General features: G+C 79.0%; 14 protein-coding genes and 1 pseudogene. 14 read left to right on the plus strand and 1 reads right to left on the minus strand.

Annotated features, from left to right (window positions below; genetic code table 11):
- Nucleotides 1-36: 36 nt before the first annotated feature.
- Entirely contained in the window at nt 37-2,442 is a 2,406-nt protein-coding gene (locus BLS82_RS12140) for a putative bifunctional diguanylate cyclase/phosphodiesterase (RefSeq protein WP_176819078.1), read from the minus strand.
- A 205-nt stretch (nt 2,443-2,647) separates the two neighbouring features.
- On the opposite strand from BLS82_RS12140, the gene BLS82_RS12145 reads away from it, so the two are divergent.
- The 14 genes and pseudogenes from BLS82_RS12145 (at nt 2,648) to BLS82_RS12215 (ending at nt 18,713) form a co-directional block, all read left to right on the plus strand.
- Nucleotides 2,648-3,382 carry a fasciclin domain-containing protein gene (locus BLS82_RS12145; RefSeq protein WP_143028845.1) on the plus strand — a complete coding sequence of 245 codons (735 nt, stop codon included), beginning with the start codon at nt 2,648-2,650 and terminating at the stop codon, nt 3,380-3,382.
- 44 nt (nt 3,383-3,426) lie between these two features.
- Nucleotides 3,427-3,951, plus strand: a complete 525-nt coding sequence (locus tag BLS82_RS12150) for a SigE family RNA polymerase sigma factor (protein WP_092866964.1) — start codon at nt 3,427-3,429, stop codon at nt 3,949-3,951.
- The gene (locus BLS82_RS12155; RefSeq protein ID WP_092866203.1) at nt 3,948-4,607 is read left to right on the plus strand and encodes a hypothetical protein; all 660 of its coding nucleotides are present in this window, start codon (nt 3,948-3,950) and stop codon (nt 4,605-4,607) included. The genes BLS82_RS12150 and BLS82_RS12155 overlap by 4 nt, the downstream gene beginning before the upstream one ends.
- Before the next feature lie 40 nt (nt 4,608-4,647).
- Nucleotides 4,648-5,094: a hypothetical protein gene (locus BLS82_RS12160; RefSeq protein WP_092866206.1), complete on the plus strand. Its 447-nt coding sequence runs from the start codon at nt 4,648-4,650 to the stop codon at nt 5,092-5,094.
- Between the two features lie 96 nt (nt 5,095-5,190).
- Entirely contained in the window at nt 5,191-6,324 is a 1,134-nt protein-coding gene (locus tag BLS82_RS12165) for a DUF418 domain-containing protein (RefSeq protein ID WP_092866209.1), read from the plus strand.
- A 35-nt stretch (nt 6,325-6,359) separates the two neighbouring features.
- Entirely contained in the window at nt 6,360-7,589 is a 1,230-nt protein-coding gene (locus tag BLS82_RS12170; protein WP_255378305.1) for a sensor histidine kinase, read from the plus strand.
- Nucleotides 7,586-8,296: a response regulator gene (locus tag BLS82_RS12175; RefSeq protein WP_092866212.1), complete on the plus strand. Its 711-nt coding sequence runs from the start codon at nt 7,586-7,588 to the stop codon at nt 8,294-8,296. The genes BLS82_RS12170 and BLS82_RS12175 overlap by 4 nt, the downstream gene beginning before the upstream one ends.
- Nucleotides 8,297-8,421: 125 nt before the next feature.
- Nucleotides 8,422-8,883 carry a hypothetical protein gene (locus BLS82_RS12180; RefSeq protein ID WP_092866215.1) on the plus strand — a complete coding sequence of 154 codons (462 nt, stop codon included), beginning with the start codon at nt 8,422-8,424 and terminating at the stop codon, nt 8,881-8,883.
- Between the two features lie 155 nt (nt 8,884-9,038).
- Nucleotides 9,039-9,995 (plus strand): ABC transporter ATP-binding protein, encoded by a 957-nt coding sequence (locus BLS82_RS12185; protein WP_092866218.1) that lies wholly within the window; start codon nt 9,039-9,041, stop codon nt 9,993-9,995.
- 17 nt (nt 9,996-10,012) lie between these two features.
- Nucleotides 10,013-10,710: pseudogene (locus BLS82_RS12190) on the plus strand (ABC transporter ATP-binding protein).
- Nucleotides 10,703-14,197, plus strand: a complete 3,495-nt coding sequence (locus BLS82_RS12195; protein ID WP_092866221.1) for an FtsX-like permease family protein — start codon at nt 10,703-10,705, stop codon at nt 14,195-14,197. Before BLS82_RS12190 ends, BLS82_RS12195 begins: the two are co-directional and overlap by 8 nt.
- Nucleotides 14,194-17,013, plus strand: a complete 2,820-nt coding sequence (locus BLS82_RS15395; RefSeq protein WP_143028846.1) for an FtsX-like permease family protein — start codon at nt 14,194-14,196, stop codon at nt 17,011-17,013. The genes BLS82_RS12195 and BLS82_RS15395 overlap by 4 nt, the downstream gene beginning before the upstream one ends.
- A gap of 100 nt (nt 17,014-17,113) precedes the next feature.
- Nucleotides 17,114-17,929, plus strand: coding sequence for an arginase family protein (locus tag BLS82_RS12210; protein WP_092866230.1), 816 nt, complete (start codon nt 17,114-17,116; stop codon nt 17,927-17,929).
- On the plus strand, nt 17,922-18,713 hold the full coding sequence (locus tag BLS82_RS12215; RefSeq protein WP_255378306.1) for an AAA family ATPase: 792 nt from the start codon (nt 17,922-17,924) through the stop codon (nt 18,711-18,713). The genes BLS82_RS12210 and BLS82_RS12215 overlap by 8 nt, the downstream gene beginning before the upstream one ends.
- Nucleotides 18,714-18,765 lie beyond the last annotated feature (52 nt).

Below are 18,765 nucleotides of genomic sequence, written 5' to 3' on the forward strand. Positions count from 1 at the left end.
CGGGCGCCGTCCCGCGACCGGGCGGGCGCCGGCCGGTCACGGGACGGGCGGACCACCCGCGCGGTGTCCGGACGGCGCGGTCCCGGCCGGGGCGAGCGCGCCCGCCTCGGCGGCGGTCGCGAGGAGGGGCCGGACGCGGCCGCCGACGAGGAGGGCCTCGAGGGCGCGCTCGTCGAGCGGGGAGGACAGGTGGGTGCCCTGCCCCAGCTCGCACCCCAGCTCGGTCAGGTGCGCCAGCTGCGCGGGCGTCTCGATGCCCTCCGCGACCGTGCTCAGCCCCAGCGCGCGACCCATCGCCAGGATCGCGCAGGTGAGCGCGGCGGGGTCGCGGCCCGGGCCGCCCGCTCCCAGCTGCTCGACGGCCGAGCGGTCCACCTTCAGCTCGTCGACCGGGTGGTGCAGCAGGTGGCTCAGGGCGCTGCGACCCGTGCCGAAGTCGTCCACCGAGATCCGCACCCCGAGGTCGCGGATCTCGCGCAGCCGCGCGTGGACGCCGGCGACCTCGCTGACCAGGACGTCCTCGGGAACGTCCACCGTGAGCGTCCCGGGCGCCAGCCCGGAGGCCTCCAGCGCGGTCGCGACGACCGAGGCCGCGCCCGGGTCCTCGAGCTGGCGCACGGAGAGGTTCACCGACAGCCGCAGCGGCTCCTCGCGGGGGTGCAGCCGCTGCCAGGAGGCCACCCGCCGGCACGCCTCCAGCAGCGCCCACGCGCCGATCGGCTGAATCAGCCGGGCGGCCTCGGCGACGGGGACCAGCTCCGCCGCGAGGACGATCCCGCGCACCGGGTGCTCCCAGCGCAGCAGCGCCTCGACGCCGACCAGGCGGCCGCTGCGCAGCGCGACGATCGGCTGGTAGTGCAGGTGCAGCTGGCGGCCCTCGAGGGCACCGGCCAGGTCGGCCGCCAGGGACGCCCGGTCGGTCGCGCTGGCGTGCAGCTGCTCGCGGTAGACCTCCACCCGGTTCTTGCCCGTCGCCTTCGCCTGGTACATCGCGAGGTCGGCGCAGCGCTGCAGGTGCTCCGCCGCGGCCTGCGGCGCGCGGCGGCCCTCGGCGTCGCCCGCCGGCGGGCCGCCCAGCGCCACGCCGATGCTCGCGCCGGGGCGCACGGTCCCGGAGCTGAGCACGGCGGGGGTGGCGATGGCCACGAGCAGCCGTTCGGCGGTGGCCAGGACGAGCGCCTCGTCGAGGTCCCCGCCGCCGATCAGGACGGCGAACTCGTCCCCGCCCAGGCGCGCCACGGTGTCCTGGGGTCGCAGGCAGGCGAGCATCCGCTCGGCGACCTGGACCAGGAGCTCGTCCCCGGCGGCGTGGCCGTGCGTGTCGTTGACGGCCTTGAAGCCGTCGAGGTCCACGAGCATCAGCGCCGCGGTGCCGTCGCGCTGGGAGAGGGCCAGCTCGAGCCGGTCGGCGAACAGCACCCGGTTGGCCAGGCCCGTCAGGGGGTCGTGCAGCGCCTGGTGGCGCAGCTGGTCCGCCTGGGAGCTCAGCTGCTCCGCGAGGTCGACCCGCGCGGTCACGTCGTGGGCGTTGACGATCAGGCCGCGCACGCCGCGCGTGGCCAGCGCGTTCTGCACCGTCATCTCCACGTGGCGCAGGCGCCCGCGGCCGTCGAGGACGCGGCAGGTGACGGTCGTGACCCCCGCGTCGGTGCCCGCGGCGACGAGCGCCTCGATCGACGCGGCGACGCGCCCGCGGTCCTCGGGCACCACCCAGTCGAGCAGGCGCGGGGGCCGGCCCGCCAGCTCGGCGTGCGCGTCGTCGTCGCTCACGCCGCTCGCACCGCCGCCGGCGGGCGCGGCGGGCGGCCCGCCGGGCGCGGGCCCGAAGATCCGACCGAGCGCGGGGCTGGCGTACGTCACGGCCGTGTCCGCGTCGGTGACGAGGATGACGTCGCTGGAGCTGCGCACGAGCGCCTGGAAGCGCGACTCCTGGCCGGTCTCGTAGCGGTGCAGCGCGGTGGCCAGCAGGTGGAAGGCGCCGGTGACGCAGACGAGACCGGGCACGTCGCTGGCCACCTCGGCGAGCGCGACCTGCGTGCCGACGGCCAGGGCGGAGCCGACGAGGACGGCCACCTGCAGCGCGGCGCTGACGGCGAGGCCGCCCCAGCGGCCGTAGAGGGCGCGGTGGATCGCGCCGACGAAGATCAGGCCGTAGGAGGGCTCGATGCCCACGCCCCAGACGATCACGCAGGCGAGGGCGGCGGCCGAGACGACGTCCAGGAGCAGCGGCGCGGTGGCGGTGCGCATCCGGTACCAGGCGGCGGCCAGGAGCACGACCAGCGCTACCGGCACCGCCGGCGAGCGCTCGGTCTGCATCGCCCACGCCAGCAGGCAGGGGCCCGCCTGCGTGGCGTACAGGGCGGTGAAGACAGCGCGCACCTGCGGCAGCAGCCGGCGTCCCTGGATGCTCTGCCCCTTCCCGCGCGAGGCCCTCCGTCTCATGGTCTCACCATCGGCGGGCGCGGCGTCCGGCTGAACGCCTTCGCGTCGTCGATCCTCGTGCCCCGCACCCGGCGCCGGCGTCCGCCGGGCACGTCCCCCGTCCGGGTGCAGGCAGGATGCAGCACGGGAGAGGGTGAGCGGCGTCTGGGAGGAGAGCACTCCGGACCGGCGCAGCCCGCGCGGTCCACGACCTGGAAGGGGCGCCATGCACCGTCGTCCGGTCCTCGCGGCCGTGATCGCCGCCAGCGCTGCGCTGTGCGCCGGGTGCGCCGGGGGCGCCGCCTCCGGCGCGCAGCCGGGGGCCTCGTCGGCGTCGTCGACCTCCGCCGCCGCCGCGCCCTCGGCGTCCCCGGCGCCACCGGGCTCGACCGCCGCGCCGACCGCGCCGACCGCGGCGGCGGACGGCACGGCGGCCCCGCCCGCCCCGGTCGGGCCCGACTGCGACGCCTACACCGGCTCCGGCGACCCGTCCGCTCCCGGTCCCCTCGAGCGCGCGGCCCAGGAGCCGGTGCTCGACGTGATGGCCCGCGACCCGCGCCTGAGCGGGTTCACCACCGCCCTCACCGGCGGGGTGCACCCGCAGGTCGACCTCACCCAAGAGCTCCAGGAGGGCCGGTTCACCGTCTTCGCCCCGGTGCAGGGGAGCGTCTTCTCCAGCCCCGAGTGGCTGGAGGAGGTCCGCGACGACCCGGAGGCGCTGCGCTTCCACCTGGACTACCACCTCGTCCCCGGCCAGCAGCTGGCCCCGGAGGAGCTCGTCGGCGCCGCGCTGCCGACGCTGCAGGGGTGGGACCTGCCCGTCTTCGGGACCCCCGAGGAGCTGCGGGTCAGCGAGGACTCCGTCGGGGTCGTCTGCGGGATCGCCACCGCGAACGCGCGCCTGTACCTGGTCGAGACCTCGGTGCACCCCGCCGGCGACTACACGGTCCCCCGAGGGTGACGACCCCGGTGCACCAGCGGTCTTCCGGAGCGGCCCCGGCCGGGATCGGCGACGGCGAGGACCTCGAGGTCGGCGAGGAGGGCTTCGACGCCTTCGCGCGCCGGCAGCTGCCGGGGCTGCTGCGCTACGCGACCGCCCTGACCGGTGACCCCCACACGGCGGCCGACGTGGTGCAGGACGTCCTGGTGCGCGCCTGCGCCCGCTGGGAGCGGGTGCGGCGCACCGACCGCCCCGACCTCTACGTGAAGAAGATGATCACCAACGAGCACCTGTCCTGGCGGCGCCGGTGGCACACCCGCTCCGTCGTGCCCGTCGAGGACACCGCTCTGCACGCGCGCACGCCCCCGGCCGGTGACGCCTCCGCGGACCTCGCCGACCGCGACGACCTGCGCCGACGGCTGGCGACCCTTCCCCGCAGCCAGCGCGCCGTCCTGGTCCTGCGCTTCTACGAGGACCTCGACGACCCCGAGATCGCGCAGGTGCTGGGCATCGCCCCGGGCACCGTGCGCTCCAACGCCTCGCGCGCCCTGGCCGCCCTGCGGCGGGACGCCCCCGGGAGGGACTCATGATCACCGAGGACGAGCTGCGCCGGGCGCTGCAGGCCGACGCCGACCGCGCCGCGGACCCCGACGCCGTCCTGGCCCGGGTCCACGTCGGCGTCCGCCGCCGGCGGGCGCGCACCAGGGCGGCCACCGCGGCCGCTGCCGCCCTGACCGTCACCGGCATCGCGGTCGGGGTGCCGGCTCTGGGCCGCCTGTCCGCGCCGGTGGCACCGACGCCGGTCGCGCAGGCACCGGTCGAGCAGGCGCCGGTCGAGCAGGAGCCGACGGCCGCGGCGCCGGAGCTGTCCGCGCTGTCCTTCGCCCGCACGCCGCAGCAGGCGCGGCAGGCGTTCGCCGACGCCGGCTACGGCGAGGCGGACGCCCGGGAGCTGGCCGCCGTGTGGCAGTGGCTGGACGCCGACGCCGTCACCGTCGTGGCGGGCCTGCGGCTGCTCGACGGGCAGGACCTGCCGCTGCGGCCGGGGCAGACCAGGGCTGACGCCGCCGGGCCCCGCCAGCCGCTCTCGGAGGTGCTGCAGGCCTACGGCGCGGCCGGGTACGACGAGGCCGACGCCACCGCGCTGGCGGCCCGCTGGGACGAGCCGGTGACCACGGTGATGATCTTCGTCGGCGAGGTGCTCCTCCAGGAGGACCCGCCAGCGGCCTCGGGCGCCCCCCGCTGACCCCCGTCCCCCCGCCCGCCGCAGGTCCGTGGAGGCCCGTGTGAGCGCTCGCGTCCACTTCGTCGCCCTCCGCACCGGCGGCCTCGTGCTGCCGAACCTCGCGGGGTGGTCCGCAGCCGGCCTCGGCCCCAGCGGTGACGCGAACATCGGCCTCGGGCTGCTGGTGCTCGGCGTCCGGCTGCTCGTCGGGGTGGGATGGGCGGCGCGGGACGGCGCCAGGGCCGCGCGCCGCGGCGCGGCGCTGATGCCCCTGGTCGCGTCGTGGGCGGTGGCCGTCGTCCTCGCCGCCGTGCTCGGCGCGGTGTGGATCCGCGTCGGGGGAGCGCTCCTCGGCGGCGGCTTCTTCCCCGGGGTGCTGCTCAGCGACCTCGCGGGCCTGGTGCCCTTCGAGGGCGTGCTGCTCGGGGTCCTGGTGGTCCTCGCCCTCCTCGGAGCGCACGCCGCCGCTCGGCCGGCGCGCCCGCAGGGCGCCGCGGCGCGGCGGTAGCGCCCGTCGGAGGTCATCCCGCAGGGGGAGGCGGCGGCCCGGGGACGGTCCCCTGGCACGACGCCGACGCCCCCGCCCGCGCGCTGCACTGGCGCCGTGAGCACCCTGCGAGCGGCGGGCGGCGCCGCTGCCGCCGACCCCGGCCCTCCCGCGCACCCGGCGACGGACCCGGCGGACCCGGGCGGACGGCTGGTGGTCCTGGACGTCCTGCGCGGGGTGGCCCTGTGCGGGATCGTCTGGCTGAACGTCCCCGGCCTGACCGGCTTCACCCGCGGCGCGCAGGGGTTCCGGGACCTCGCGCCGTGGCTGGAGCCGCTCGCGCGCGGGCGCTTCATCGGCCTGTTCGCGCTCCTGTTCGGGGTCAGCGCCGCGCTGGTCCTGCGCGGCGCCGCCCGGCGCGGTGCGCGCCCGCGCGCGGTGCTGGCGCGCCGGATGGCCTTCCTGCTGGGCCTCGGGCTCCTGCACGGGCTGCTCTACCCCGCCGAGGTGCTGCGCAGCTACGCCCTCTACGGCCTGGTGCTGCTGCTGCCGCTGTCCTTCGTGCGCCCGCCCTGGGTGCCGCTGGCGCTGGGCGCGGCCGCGCTGGCAGCCGTCGAGCTGGCGGGCGGGGAACCGGGCGGCGCCTCCCTCGCGATGGTGCTGCTGGGCTACGGCGCGGCGCGCCTGGGCCTGCCCGAGCGCCTGGAGCGCCCCGCCCGCGGCGCCGTCCTGGTCGCGGCGCTGCTCCTGCCCGCGTACGCGGGCCTGCTGGTGGCCCAGCGGGTGGTGCAGAGCCCGATCGTCGACGGGGTGCAGGCCGCCTACACCTGGGCCGACCGCGCCGCCGGGGTCGTCGGGGCGGGAACCACCGGCCTCCTGGTGGCGCTGGCGCTGCGCACGCGGCTGCGTCGCGCGCTGCGGGCGGTGTTCGAGCCGCTGGGCCGGACGGCGCTGAGCAGCTACGTCGGGGCGACCCTGCTCGCGGTGCTGGCCCGGGCGGTCTCCGGCTCGGCCACGACCGCGACGACCGGTCCGGACCTGCTCGTCGCCGCCGGCATCATCGCCCTGCAGGTGCCGGCCAGCCGGTGGTGGCTGGCGCGCTTCCGCCACGGCCCGCTGGAGTGGGCGTGGCGCTGCGCCACCTGGTGGCGGGTCGTGCCCCTGCGCCGCGGCGCCGCCCCGCGCCGGGCCGGTGGCGAGCTGCCCGGCCGGCGGGACGACGCGCCGTCGCGCGACCGGGTCGGGACGTGACGCTGCGCGCGCCGGTCCGCCCTAGGGTGGCGCGGGTGCGGGGCAGGGACGTGGCGGAGCGGCTCCAGGCGACGCCGCTCCTCGTCGACGCCGCCCTGGCCGCCCTGGTGGCCCCGCCCCTGGCCTTCCTCTCCGCCGACCTCGTCGACGAGGTGTGGATCTTCCCGCTCGGGCTGGGGATGGTCGCGGCGCTCGCGCTGCGCCGGGTGCGGCCGGTGCTGAGCACCGCCGTGGTCGGCGCGCTCGCCCTCCTCCACGTCGTCGCCGGCCACCCGCTGCTCCTCGTCGACGTCGCGGTGCTGGTCGCGCTGTACTCCGTCACCGTCCACGGCCCCGCGTGGGCCCGGCGCCTGGGGCTCGCGGCGGGTCTGGCGGGCGCGGTGCTGCAGGGAGCGGCCGTGCTGGTGGAGTCCTGGCCCTTCCCGTACCAGACCACCGCCGAGAAGCTCGGCGGCGCCGCCACGATGGCGGTGGCCTGCGCCGTGGTGGTCACGGCCGTGTGGCTGGCGGGGCAGTGGCGGCGCACCCGCGTGGCCTACGTGGACTCCCTGGAGGACCGGGCCCGGCGCGCCGAGCGCGAGCGCGAGCAGCAGGCGGTGATCGCCGCCGCCGCCGAGCGCGCCCGGATCGCCCGTGACGTCCACGACGTGGTCACCCACTCCCTGTCGGTGATGATCGCCCAGGCCGACGGGGGCCGCTACGCCGCCGCGGCCTCCCCGGCGGCCGCGGTCGGCGCCCTGGAGACGGTCGCCGCGACCGGCCGGTCCGCGCTGGCGGACATGCAGCGCCTGCTCGCGGTGCTGCGCGCCGATCCCAGTCCCGGCACCGGCACCGGCACCAGCACCGGCGCCCGCGCCGCGCTGGCGCCGCAGCCCGACGTGGGGGCCGTGCCGGCGCTGGTGGCCGCGGTGCGCGCCAGCGGGCTGGCGGTCGACCTGCAGGAGACCGGGCCGCGGCGTCCGCTGACCCCGGCGGCGGGCCTGGCCGTGTACCGCGTGGTGCAGGAGGCCCTGACCAACGTGCTCAAGCACGCCGGCCCGGCCGCGCGCGCCCGGGTGGTGCTGGCGTGGTCGTCGTCCGCGCTGAGCGTGTGCGTCGAGGACGACGGGCGCGGGGCAGCGGCGGAGCCCTCGCGCTCCGGCCTCGGGCTGCTCGGCATGCGCGAGCGGCTGGCCGGGGCCGGGGGCAGCGTGCAGGCCCGCCCCCGCGCCGGCGGCGGCTTCGCCGTCACGGCCACGGTGCCCGTCGCGCAGGAGGCGCGATGAGCGCCCCGCCGCAGGACGGCCCCGTGCGCGTCGTCCTCGTCGACGACCAGCAGCTGCTGCGCGCCGGGTTCCGGATGGTCATCGACTCCCAGCCGGACCTGCGGGTCGTCGGCGAGGCGGGCGACGGGGCCGAGGCGGTGCGCCTGCTGGCCACCACCCGCGCCGACGTGGTGCTCATGGACGTGCGGATGCCGGTGATGGACGGCATCGAGGCCACCGCCCGGATCGTCGCGCAGGACGCGCGGCAGCAGGGCCCGGGTCTGCGGCCGCCGCTGCGCGTGGTGGTGCTGACCACCTTCGACCTCGACGAGTACGCCCTGCGGGCCATCCGCGCCGGCGCCAGCGGGTTCCTGCTGAAGAACGCCCCGCCGGAGGAGCTGCTCTCGGCGCTGCGCACCGTGCACGCCGGGGACGCCGTCATCGCGCCCAGCACCACCCGCCGGCTGCTGGAGCACCTGGCGCCGCTGCTGCCCGACGACCAGCGCGCCGCGCCCGACGTCCTGGCCGCGCTGACGGAGCGGGAGAAGGAGGTGCTCGTGCTCATGGCGCGCGGGCGCTCCAACACCGAGATCGCCGCGGACCTGTTCGTCGCCGAGGCCACCGTGAAGACCCACGTGGGCCGGGTGCTGGCCAAGCTGGGGGTGCGCGACCGCGTGCAGGCGGTCGTCCTGGCCTACGAGACCGGCCTGGTCCGCCCCGCGGGGTGACGCGGGAGCGCCGCCGCTCCTCCCGCGGGATGACCCCCGCCGGCGCGGATCACCGGCAGGACGGACGCGCCGGGCACCGGCGCACCGGTGCACTGGAGGGACGACACCCGGAGAGGACGACCACCGTGACCGACCAGACCACCGCCCCGACCCGCCCGACGTCCCCGACCCGCCGGGCCCGGCTCCTGGCGGCGTGCTGCGCCGGCGGCGCGCTGGCGCTGACCGCGAGCGGCTGCGGCGTGAGCGAGCTGATCACCGAGGAGAAGGCGCGGCACTTCGACACCGTCGCCGACGCCCCGACCTCCGGGGAGCTGGCCTTCGTCCTGCCCGACGTCGTGCCCGACGACGCCACGGACATCACGGTGCGGGTGAAGACGACCGCCCCGGACCTGAAGGCCTACGACTGGGTCAGCGCCAGCGGCGAGCTGCCGGCCGACTGCGCCCCCGCCGAGCCGCCGCAGGAGGTGGACGAGTTCTACGCCTCCGGGGACTGGCCCGCGGCGGTCACCGAGCAGGCCGGCCAGCGGTGCGGCGTCCTGCACATCACCGAGCTGGACGGGCGCTCCTACGCCTGGATCGTCGGGTGACGTCCCAGCAGTAGCCCTTCCGGGGGAGCCGCGCCCGTCGGCGCGGTGCGGCTCCCCCGGGAAGGCCCCTCGGGCCTCCTGCTCCCAGTAGCCTCCAGCACCCGACGTCCAGCACCCCGCACCTAGACCCCGAGCAGCCTCGACGAGGAGGTCGCGTGTCCCGGACCACCCTGCAGGGCCTCCCGGTGCCCGCGCAGCGCGGGGAGTTCGGCCGCGACGCGCTCGTCGTCTGCGACAACCTCGTGCGCATCTACCAGACCGGCTCCGTGGAGGTCCAGGCCCTGCAGGGCCTGGACCTGCTGGTCTCCGCCGGCGAGGTGGTCGCGGTCGTGGGCGCCTCGGGGTCGGGGAAGTCGACGCTGCTCGCCGTCCTGTCGGGCGTCGACGCCCCGACGGCCGGCCGGGTGCGGGTCGGCCCCTGGGACCTCGCGGCGATGTCGGGCCGGCAGCGGGTGGAGTACCGGCGCAGCACGGTCGGGTTCGTCTGGCAGCAGACCGCCCGCAACCTCGTGCCGTACCTGACGTCCGCGCAGAACGCGGCCCTGCCCCTGGGCCTGGCCGGCCGCGGCCGGCGCGAGCGGCGCGCCCGCGCGGCGGAGGTGCTCGACCTCGTCGGCGTGGGCCACTGCGCCGGCCGCCGGCCGCGGGAGATGTCCGGCGGCGAGCAGCAGCGGGTCGCCGTCGCGGTGGCCCTCGCCAACGCCCCGCGCCTGCTGCTGGCCGACGAGCCCACCGGCGAGCTCGACACCGCCACCTCCCACGAGGTCTTCGACGCCCTGCGCACGGCGAGCTCGGAGCTCGGGACGACCGTCGTCGTCGTCACCCACGACCCCTCGGTCAGCGGGCAGGTCGAGCGCACCGTCGCGATCCGGGACGGGCGCACCAGCAGCGAGGTGCTGCGCCGCACCTACGAGGGCGAGGACGGCGCCCGCCGCGTCGTCGCCGAGGAGTACGCCGTGATGGACCGCGCCGGGCGGGTGCAGATCCCCCGCGAGCACCGCGAGGCGCTGGAGCTGACCCGGCGCGTGCGCCTGGCGCTGGAGGCCGACCACGTCGCCGTGCGACCGGACGCGCGACCGGACGCGCGGCCTGGGGAGGGCGCGTCCCGGTGACCGGCGCTCCGGCCCCGATGGTCGCCGTCCGGGGCCTCTCGCGCACCTACGGCAGCGGTCCCTCGGCGGTGCACGCCCTGCGGGACGTCTCCTTCGACGTGGCGCCGGGGAGCTGGTCGCGCTCGTGGGGCGCTCCGGCTCGGGCAAGACCACGCTGCTGAACGCCGTCGGCGGCCTGGACCGCCCGGACGCGGGGACCGTGGCGGTCGCGGGCCGGGAGGTCACCTCCCTCGACGAGGCCGGCCTGGTGCGCCTGCGCCGCGACGTCGTCGCGTTCGTCTTCCAGAGCTTCGGCCTGGTGCCGGTGCTGTCCGCGGCCGAGAACGTCGGCATCCCCCTGCGCCTGCGCCGCACCCCCGTCGCCGACCGCGAGCGCCGGGTCGCCCTGCTGCTCGAGCTCGTGGGGCTGGCCGACCACGCCGACCAGCGCCCCGACGAGCTCTCCGGCGGGCAGCAGCAGCGCGTGGCGATCGCCCGGGCGCTGGCCGCCTCCCCGCGCCTGCTCGTCGGCGACGAGCCGACCGGCCAGCTGGACAGCGAGACGGGCCTGGGGGTGATGGCGCTCATCCGCGGCGTCGTGGAGGCCGAGGGCATGACCGCGATCGTCTCCACCCACGACCCGGTGATGATCGCCCTGGCCGACCGCGCCGTCCGGATCGTCGACGGCCGGGTCGTCGACGGCCGGGTCGTCGACGGCCGGGTCGTCGATGCCTGACCGACCCGCGCGGCGGGGAGCGCACGCGGGTGAGGGGCCGGCGCGGGGCGCGCCCGCGGGCGCCGCCGCGACCTTCCTGCTGCGGCGGGCCCGGGAGCAGTGGTCCCTCCTCGCCGTCGTGCTGGCCGTCCTCGTCGCCGGCGCGGCGCTGGTCGGCACCTGCGCCCTGCTCCTCACGGTGGCCCAGCAGCAGGCGCTGTCCGCCGCGGTCGCCGCGCTCGAGCCCGAGGACGCCCGGGTCCGCGCCTCCTTCACCACCACCTCCCGCGACCCGGCGCTGGTGCCGCAGGCCGCGGCGTCCCTGCAGCGCGCGCTGCGGCCCCTGGAGCTGCGGACCTCGACCTGGTGGACCTCACCGGTGCGCTTCCTGCCCGACGCCGACGGCCAGCGGCGCCTGGCCTACCTGGAGGGCGGGGACGACCTGACCGAGCACGCCGTGCTCGTCGACGGCCGCTGGCCCTCCGCGCCGTCCGCCCCCTCCGCGCCGTCCGGACCCGCGACCGCTCCCGTCGTGGAGGTCGCGCTCCCGGCGGCCGCGGCCGACGCGCTCGGGCTGGAGCTCGGCAGCCGCACCACCCTGGGCCGGTACTACGACGACGGCACGCGCGCGGCCGCGGAGCGGGCCGCCGCGGCGTCCCAGGCACCGCTCGACGTGGTGGTCGTCGGCGTGTTCCGCCCCGTCCTGGACGACGACGCGTGGCGCCGCGACCCGCTGCGGGGGGCCGGGCGCGAAGAGCCCGAGCAGCACGGCGACGAGGACCGGGTCGACCGCCTCGTGCTGCACGGGCCGTTCGTCGTCGCCCCCGGCGTCCTCGCCAGCGGGGTCAGCGACGTGGCCCGCGTCGAGGTGCTCGCCCGTCCCGACCTCTCGCGGGTGCCCCGGCAGGTGCTGGACGGCGCCGCCGCCTTCCTCCGCCAGGCCGAGCGCGGCTGGGAGTCGGCGCTGGGGGAGCGGGCCACGCAGGTCAGCGTCCGCTCCGCCCTGCCCTCGGCGCTGTCGAGCGCGGCGGTCCAGCAGAGCGTCACCGGGCCCGGCGTCCTCGTCGTGGCGCTCCTGGGGACGGCCCTGGCGGCCACGGCGCTCGGCGTCGCCGGGCGCCTGGCCGCCGACCGGCGGGCGTCGGAGACGGCGCTGCTGGCCGCGCGCGGAGCCGGGCGCGGGCGCCTGGCGGTGCACGCGGTCATCGAGGCGCTCGTCCTCGCGGCGGTGGCGGCGGTGCTCGCCGTCCCGCTGGCCCTGCTGGCCCACCGCGGGCTGACCCGGCTGCCCGCGGCGGTCGCCGCGGGGCTGGACGGCCCCGTGAGCGCTCCTGCTGCGCTGGGCGCGGCCGTGGCGGCCGGTGCGCTGGGAACGGCGTGCGCGCTGGTCCTGCCGTCCCTGCCGTCCCTGCCGCGCCCCGGCCGCCCGGCGCGCGAGCGCACCCGCCTGCGCGGCTCCCTGGCGCGCTCGGGTGCCGACGTCGTGCTCGCGGCGGTCGCCGTCGCGGGGTGGTACCAGCTGCGCAGCCGACCCCCGACGACCGCGGCGGGCGCGGACCCGGTCCTCGTGGTGGCGCCCGTGCTGTGCGTGCTGGCCGGTGCCGCGCTGGTGCTGCGCGGCGTGGCCCGGGGCCGCCGCTGGGTCGAGCGCTCCGCCGGCCGCTCGCGGGGCGTCGTCGTCCCGCTGGCCGCCTGGGGGGTCGCGCGGCGTCCGCAGGCCGCCGGCGCCGCGTTCCTCCTGGTGCTGGCCGCGGCCACGGCGACGACGGCGGTCGCCTCCCGCGCCACGTGGGTCGCCTCCCAGGCCGACCAGGCCGACGCCCGGGTCGGCGCGGACCTCGTGGTGGACGGCGACGCCTCGCCGTCCCTCGCGCAGGCGCGCGCCCTGGCCGCGGCCACCGGCGGCTCCGTGGTCGCCGTGACCGACCAGCCCACCTCCCTGGGCACCCGCGTGGGCGTCGACGGGGACGACGAGGGCGCCCCGCGCCTGCTCGCGGTGGACACCACCCGCGCCGACCAGGTGCTGCGCGGGCGGCTGCCGGCAGGCGCCTCCTGGTCGCAGGTCACCGCCGGCCTCACCCCGCGCGAGCGCGTGGCGGCCGTGCCGCTGCCGCCGGGCGCCGACCGGGTCGAGCTCGTGGTCTCCGGCGCACCCGAGCGCTCCGCGGCCCTGCGCGTCGTCCCCTCGCTCGTCGTCGAGCACCCCTCCGGGGACCGGTCCGTGCTGACCGTCGGCGCGGTGCCGCTGGACGGCGGCCCGCACCCCAGCGAGGTGGTCCTCCCGGCGCCGCCGGAGGGCGCGGACGGCGGTGCGGACGGCGGTGCGGACGGCGGTGCGGACGGCGGTGCGGACGGGGGTGCGGACGGGGGTGGGCTGGGCGTCGTCGGCCTGGCGCTGCGCATCGACGCCGACCCGGACGCGGCCGGGGCGCCGGCGTTCCCGCTCACCCCGGTCGCCGTCACCGTGCAGCTGCCCGCCGGCCCCGCGGCCGCGTCGGCCGGGCCGGGCGCGTCGGTCGGGTCGGGCGCGTCGGTCGGGTCGGGCGGGGACGGGAGCGGGACCTGGAGCGCGTGCGTTCCGCCGTCCTCGGGCGAGGCGGCGCGGTCGGCCTCGGTGACCACGGCGGCGGACGGCGGCGCGACCTCCGTCACCGTGCGCGCCGAGCTGGACCTCCTCGCGCTCGAGGTCCGGGACGCCGCGCTCGTCGCCACGGCGTTCGCCCCGCCCGACGTCGTCCCGGTCGCCGTCGCGGCACCGGTGGCCGGCGGGCTGGGGCTGGAGGTGGGGGACCAGGCGCGCGTCGCGGTCGGGGACGACGGGACGCCCGTCCTCGTGCAGGTGGCCGCCGTCGCCCCCTACCTGCCGTCCGCGCCCACCGGTCGCGCGCTCCTGGCGGACTCCGACGCCCTCTCGCGCGCCGTGCTGGGGCAGGGCGTCCTCGGCTCCCTCACCGACGAGTGGTGGGTCGGCGACCCGCCCGACCCCGAGGCCGCCGCGGCGCGGGTGGAGGCCCGGGGCCTCGGCGAGGCGGTCACGCGCGCGGGCACGGCCGCCGCGCTGGCGACCGGGCCGCTGCGCGCGGGCCTGCAGGTCGCGTGGTGGCTGCTGGTGGCGGCCGCGGTGGTGCTGGCGCTGACCGGCACCGCGCTGCACACCGCCGCCGCCCTGGGCGCCCGCGCCGGAGAGGTGACCCGGCTGCAGGGCGCCGGCCTGTCGAGGCGGGCGCTCGTGGCCGTCCAGCTGCTCGAGCACCTCGTGCTGGCGGTCCTCGCCGTCGGCGGCGGCGCCGCGGTCGGGGGCCTGGTCTCCTGGGCGGTCGGCCCGCTGCTCGTCGTCTCCGACACCGGGGCGGCGCCCGTGCCCGCCGCGGTGCTGCGCTGGCCCTGGCCGGAGCAGGCCGCCGTGCTCGCCGTCCTCGTCCTCGGCTTCGCGCTGGTCGTCGCTCCCGTGTCGGCCGTCCTGGTGCGCCGGGCCGGCGCGGCGCACCTGCGGGTGGACGCCCCGTGACCCGCCCCGCGACCCGCCCCGTGACCCGCCCCGTGGTGCGCGGCGTCCACCTCGCCGGGGTGCCCGCCCGGGCCCGGGCGCACGCCGGACCGCTGCTGCTCGCCCTCCTCGTGGTCACCCTGACGGCCTTCCTCGCCGTCGTCACCCCGCGCCTGGTGGGACGCACCGCCGACCGGACCGTGCAGGCGGCGGTGCAGGACGCCGGTCCCGCGGCGGACCTGCTCGTCCGGGAGTTCCTCTCCGACCCCTCCGCGGTCCAGGTGGAGCTCGACACCACCACGGCGGCCCGGGTGGCCGAGCGCGCCACCGCGCTCCGCGACCTGGCAGGCTCCGAGCTGCCCGCCGGGGTGCTGGGCGAGCCCGTCGCGACGGTGACCGCGAGCGTCCTCGAGGTGGCGGTGCCGGGCGGGCCCGACGCCCTGATGCCGCTCGTCCACGTCTGGCGCGAGGGCGCCCCCGGCGTGCGGTGGCTGCAGGGGGGCCCTCCCGCGGCCACGGGGACCGCGCGCCAGGTCTCCTCCTCGCCGCAGACCGGGCCGTGGCCGGTGCAGGTCGCGCTGTCCGAGGACGTCGCCGCCGCCCTCGGCGTCCGGACCGGCGACCGCCTCGCCGTCCACGCCGCCGACGGCGTCCTCGAGAACGCCAGCGACGCGGACCCGGCCCTGCAGGTCGTCGTGAGCGGCGTCTTCGAGGCCGAGGACCCGCAGGACCGCGTCTGGTCCGGCGCTACCGGGCTGCTGGCCCCCCGGGTGAGCGGTGCCGGCGTGACCGAGCGCACCGAGGTCGCCGCCCTGCTGTCGGCCGAGTCCCTGCCCGTGGCCCGCCTGCTCGACACCTCGACGACCGCCACCACCAGCTACGCCTTCGCGGCCCGGGCCTCCGCACTCGAGGCGCGGGCCGCCGGCCGCGTCGGCCGGCGCGTCGCGCAGCTGGAGGCGGACCCCACCGAGCTGGCCGACCCCTCGGGCCTCCCCGAGGCGCGCAGCCGGCTGGACGACGTCCTCCTCGACACCGAGCGGCGGGTGGGCTCGGCCGCCGCCCAGGCCTCGGTGCTCCTCGCGGGCGTCGTGGCCGCCGCGGTCGCCGCCCTCGTCGTCGTCGCCGACCTGCTCACCCGCCGCCGGGCCCGGGAGCTGGCCACCTCCTGGGCCAGGGGAGCCTCCCTGGCGGGCACCGGCGCGGAGCTCGTCCTGGAGGCCGCCGTCGTCACCGCGCTCGGGGCGACGATCGCCCTGGGGCTCGCCGGTCTCCTCGTGCCCGGGCCCACGTCGCAGGGGTGGCTGCTGCCGGTGCTCGCCGTCGGCGCGCTCGCCGCCCCGATCCTCGGCGTCCGGGCCGCCGCCCGCGCCACCGGCGGACGGCGCGCGCCCGCCGACCGCTCGGAGCGGCACCGCACCGCCCGCGACACCGCGCTGCGGCGCCTCGCGCTCGAGGGAGCGGTCGTCCTCGCGGCCGTCGGAGCCCTCGTGGCCGTGCGCAGCCGCGGCGCCGCCGGCGCCGACGAGGGCGCCGCGCAGGACGCCGGGGCCGGTGGGCTCGACGTCCTCGTCGCGGCGGCGCCGGCGCTGGGAGCGCTGGTGGGGGCGCTCCTCCTGCTGCGCCTCCTGCGCCCCCTGGCGCGGTGGGTCCTGGCGCGGGCCACCGGGTCCCGCCGGGTCGTCCCGGTGCTGGCCGCCGCCCGCGCGCACGCCTCCGCCGGCGCCGGACCGCCCCTGGTCGCCGTCGTCCTCGCCACCAGCCTCGCCGCGCTGGCCGCCGCGCTGGCGGCCACGACCTCAGCCGGGCAGGTGGAGGGCTCGTGGGCCGCCGTCGGGGCCGACGTGACCGTGACCACCGAGCCCCGCGCCGACCTGCCGGCGGCGGCGGGCGCGGTCGCCGCCCGCGACGGCGTCCGGGCCGCGGTCGCCGCCCGCGTGGACGACGACGCGCAGATCACCGAGCGGTCCGCCGGTGGGCGCGTGCGCCTCGTGGTCACCGACCCGGCGGCCTTCGGTCGGCTGCTGGCCGCCACGCCGCTGCCGGACGCGCCCGACCTGGCGCGGCTCGCCGGCGGCACCGGCGGTGCGGGCGGTGCGGGCGGTGCCGTGCCGGCGCTGTTCAGCTCCGACCTGCTCGACGAGCTCGGCGCGAGCACCACCCTGGTGCGGGGCGAGGGCCCGGTCGACCTGCGGGCCGTGGGAACCGTGCCGGCCCTGGGCTCCTCGGCCGAGAGCACCGTCGTCGTCGACGCGGTCGCCCTCTCCGGGGCGCTGGGCGCGCCGGTCCTGCCGGACGTGCTGTGGGTCGCCGGCCCGGGCGCGGCGCAGGCCGTCGCCGCGGAGCCCGCGCTGCGCGGCACGAGCGTGGTGGAGCGCACCGACTGGCTCGCCGAGCGCCGCGCGCAGCCGCTGACCGCCGGCCTCGGGCACCTGGCCGCGGCGTCCGCGGGAGTCCTGGTGCTCCTCGCCGTCCTCGTCGTGGTCGTCGGCGCCGCGGCCACCGCACCCGGCCGGGCCACGGCCCTGGCCGCGCTGAGGACGCTCGGGGTGGACGGCGCCCAGGCCCGCCGGATCGCGCTCGGCGAGCTGCTGCCGCCGGTGCTCCTGGCCAGCGCCGTCGGGGTCGGGCTGGGCGCGCTGCTGGCCCGCGCCGTGACCGGGCCGCTGCAGCTGCGCCTGCTGACCGGCCAGCCGGAGGCCCCCGACCTCGTGCTGCCGTGGTGGACCGCGGCGCCCGCGGCCGCGGTCGTGCTCGCCGTCGTCGTGGTGGTCGTCGTGGAGTCCTCGGTGCGGCGGCGCGAGCGGCTCGGCCAGGTGCTGCGCGTCGGCTTGCAGTGACGGGCGGCTGCGGACCGGTCGTCCTCGCGTCGACGCGCTCGAGCGGACGACGTGACCCGTCCCCTGCCGGTCCGCGGCGCGCCGCGGCTACGGTGCGGCGGTGGTCACCCTCGCCGTGCCCTACCACCTCGACGAGCGCCTGCCCGCCCTGGAGGTGGGGGGCGTGCCGGTCGACCGCGAGGTCACCGCGCCGCTGCCCGAGGGCGGCCCGTGGCAGCGGATGGCGGTCCTCTACGAGCGGGTCGCCGAGGCGGTGGCGGCCGAGCTGAGCGCCGGGGACGGCGCGGCGCCCCTGCCCGTGGTGGTCTCCGGGGACTGCACCACCAGCCTCGGCGTCCTGGCCGGCCTGCAGCGGGCCGGGCGCGACCCCGGCGTGGTCTGGTTCGACGCCCACGCCGACTTCCACACCGAGGCGAGCACGACCTCCGGCTACCTCGGCGGCCTGCCCCTGGCCCTGGCGGTGGGCGTCGGCACGCCCACCCTGCCCACCATGCTCGGCCTGCGCCCGGTCCCCGAGCAGCGCGCGGTGCTCGTCGACGCCCGCGACACCGACCCCGGCGAGCACGACCTGCTCGAGCGCTCGGCCGTGGTGCGGTCGAGCGTCGCCGACCTCGACGCCTCCGCGCTGCCCGACGGCGACCTGTACCTGCACCTGGACCTCGACGTCGTCGACCCCGCCGACCCCGCCCAGGTGCCGGACCTGCTCTACCCCGCTCCGGGCGGGCCCGCCCTGGACGACGTGCTCGCCGCCGTCCGGCGCGTCCTCGCCAGCGGGCGGGTCGTGGCCGTCGGCGTGGCCGCCACCTGGCACCACGAGCGCGGCGCTGCGGCCGCGGGCGAGGACCTCGTGCGGCGGGTGGTGCAGGCGGCGCAGGCGGTGCGGCGGCCGGAGCCGCCGTCGCGTCCTCGTGGCTGAGGAGGACGCCGGCGACCTGGACACGAGCGACTGGGCTCTGCCGGTGCGGCGGGTGCAGCGGCGCCCCGGCGCCGTCGTCCACCGCGCGCAGTGGCCGGCGAGCGTGCCGGCGGTGGCGCACGTGCTCGACCGCGGGCTGGACCTCGGCCCGGCCACGGTGCTCGTCGGGGAGAACGGCGCCGGCAAGTCCACCCTGGTCGAGGCCCTGGCGATGCTCTTCGGCCTCGACGCCGAGGGCGGCACCCGCGACCACCGGCACACCACCCGGGCCAGCGAGTCGTCCCTGGCCGACGTGCTGCAGCTCAGCCGCGGGCCCGGGGCCTCCCGCCGCGGGTTCTTCCTGCGCGCGGAGACCGTGCACGGCTTCTCCACCTACCTGGAGTCCGTCGGCTCCGGGCCGAGCCTGCACGAGATGTCCCACGGGCAGTCCTTCCTGTCCGTGCTCCGGACCCGCTTCGCCGGCCCGGGCCTGTACCTGCTCGACGAGCCGGAGAGCGCCCTGTCGTTCGGCGGGTGCCTGGCGCTGGTGCGCGTCCTGCACGACCTGGCCGCCAGCGGCACGTCCCAGGTGGTGGTGGCCACCCACTCACCGCTCGTCGCGGCCCTGCCCGGCGCCCGCGTCCTGCACCTGGGCGACGACGGCGTGTCCGAGAGCGCGTGGGAGGACCTGCCCGTCGTCCAGCACTGGCGCTCCTTCCTCGACGACCCCCGGCGCTACCTGCGCCACCTGCTCGACGACAGCCTCGACGAGGGCCTCGACGAGGGCCTCGACGAGGGCCGCTGAGCCCGCCGCGCCACCGCACCGCGGGCCGTCCCGCCCTGGCGGACCCCGCCCG

Source organism: Quadrisphaera sp. DSM 44207, from assembly GCF_900101335.1.
Lineage (GTDB): Bacteria > Actinomycetota > Actinomycetes > Actinomycetales > Quadrisphaeraceae > DSM-44207.

What these genes read in the sequence shown, in the direction of transcription:
- BLS82_RS12155 (WP_092866203.1), top strand. Translation starts at nt 3,948, where the DNA reads ATGATCACCGAGGACGAGCTGCGCCGGGCGCTGCAGGCCGACGCCGAC.
- BLS82_RS12175 (WP_092866212.1), top strand. Translation starts at nt 7,586, where the DNA reads ATGAGCGCCCCGCCGCAGGACGGCCCCGTGCGCGTCGTCCTCGTCGAC.
- BLS82_RS12145 (WP_143028845.1), top strand. Translation starts at nt 2,648, where the DNA reads ATGCACCGTCGTCCGGTCCTCGCGGCCGTGATCGCCGCCAGCGCTGCG.
- BLS82_RS12140 (WP_176819078.1), bottom strand. Translation starts at nt 2,442, where the DNA reads ATGAGACGGAGGGCCTCGCGCGGGAAGGGGCAGAGCATCCAGGGACGC.
- BLS82_RS12195 (WP_092866221.1), top strand. Translation starts at nt 10,703, where the DNA reads ATGCCTGACCGACCCGCGCGGCGGGGAGCGCACGCGGGTGAGGGGCCG.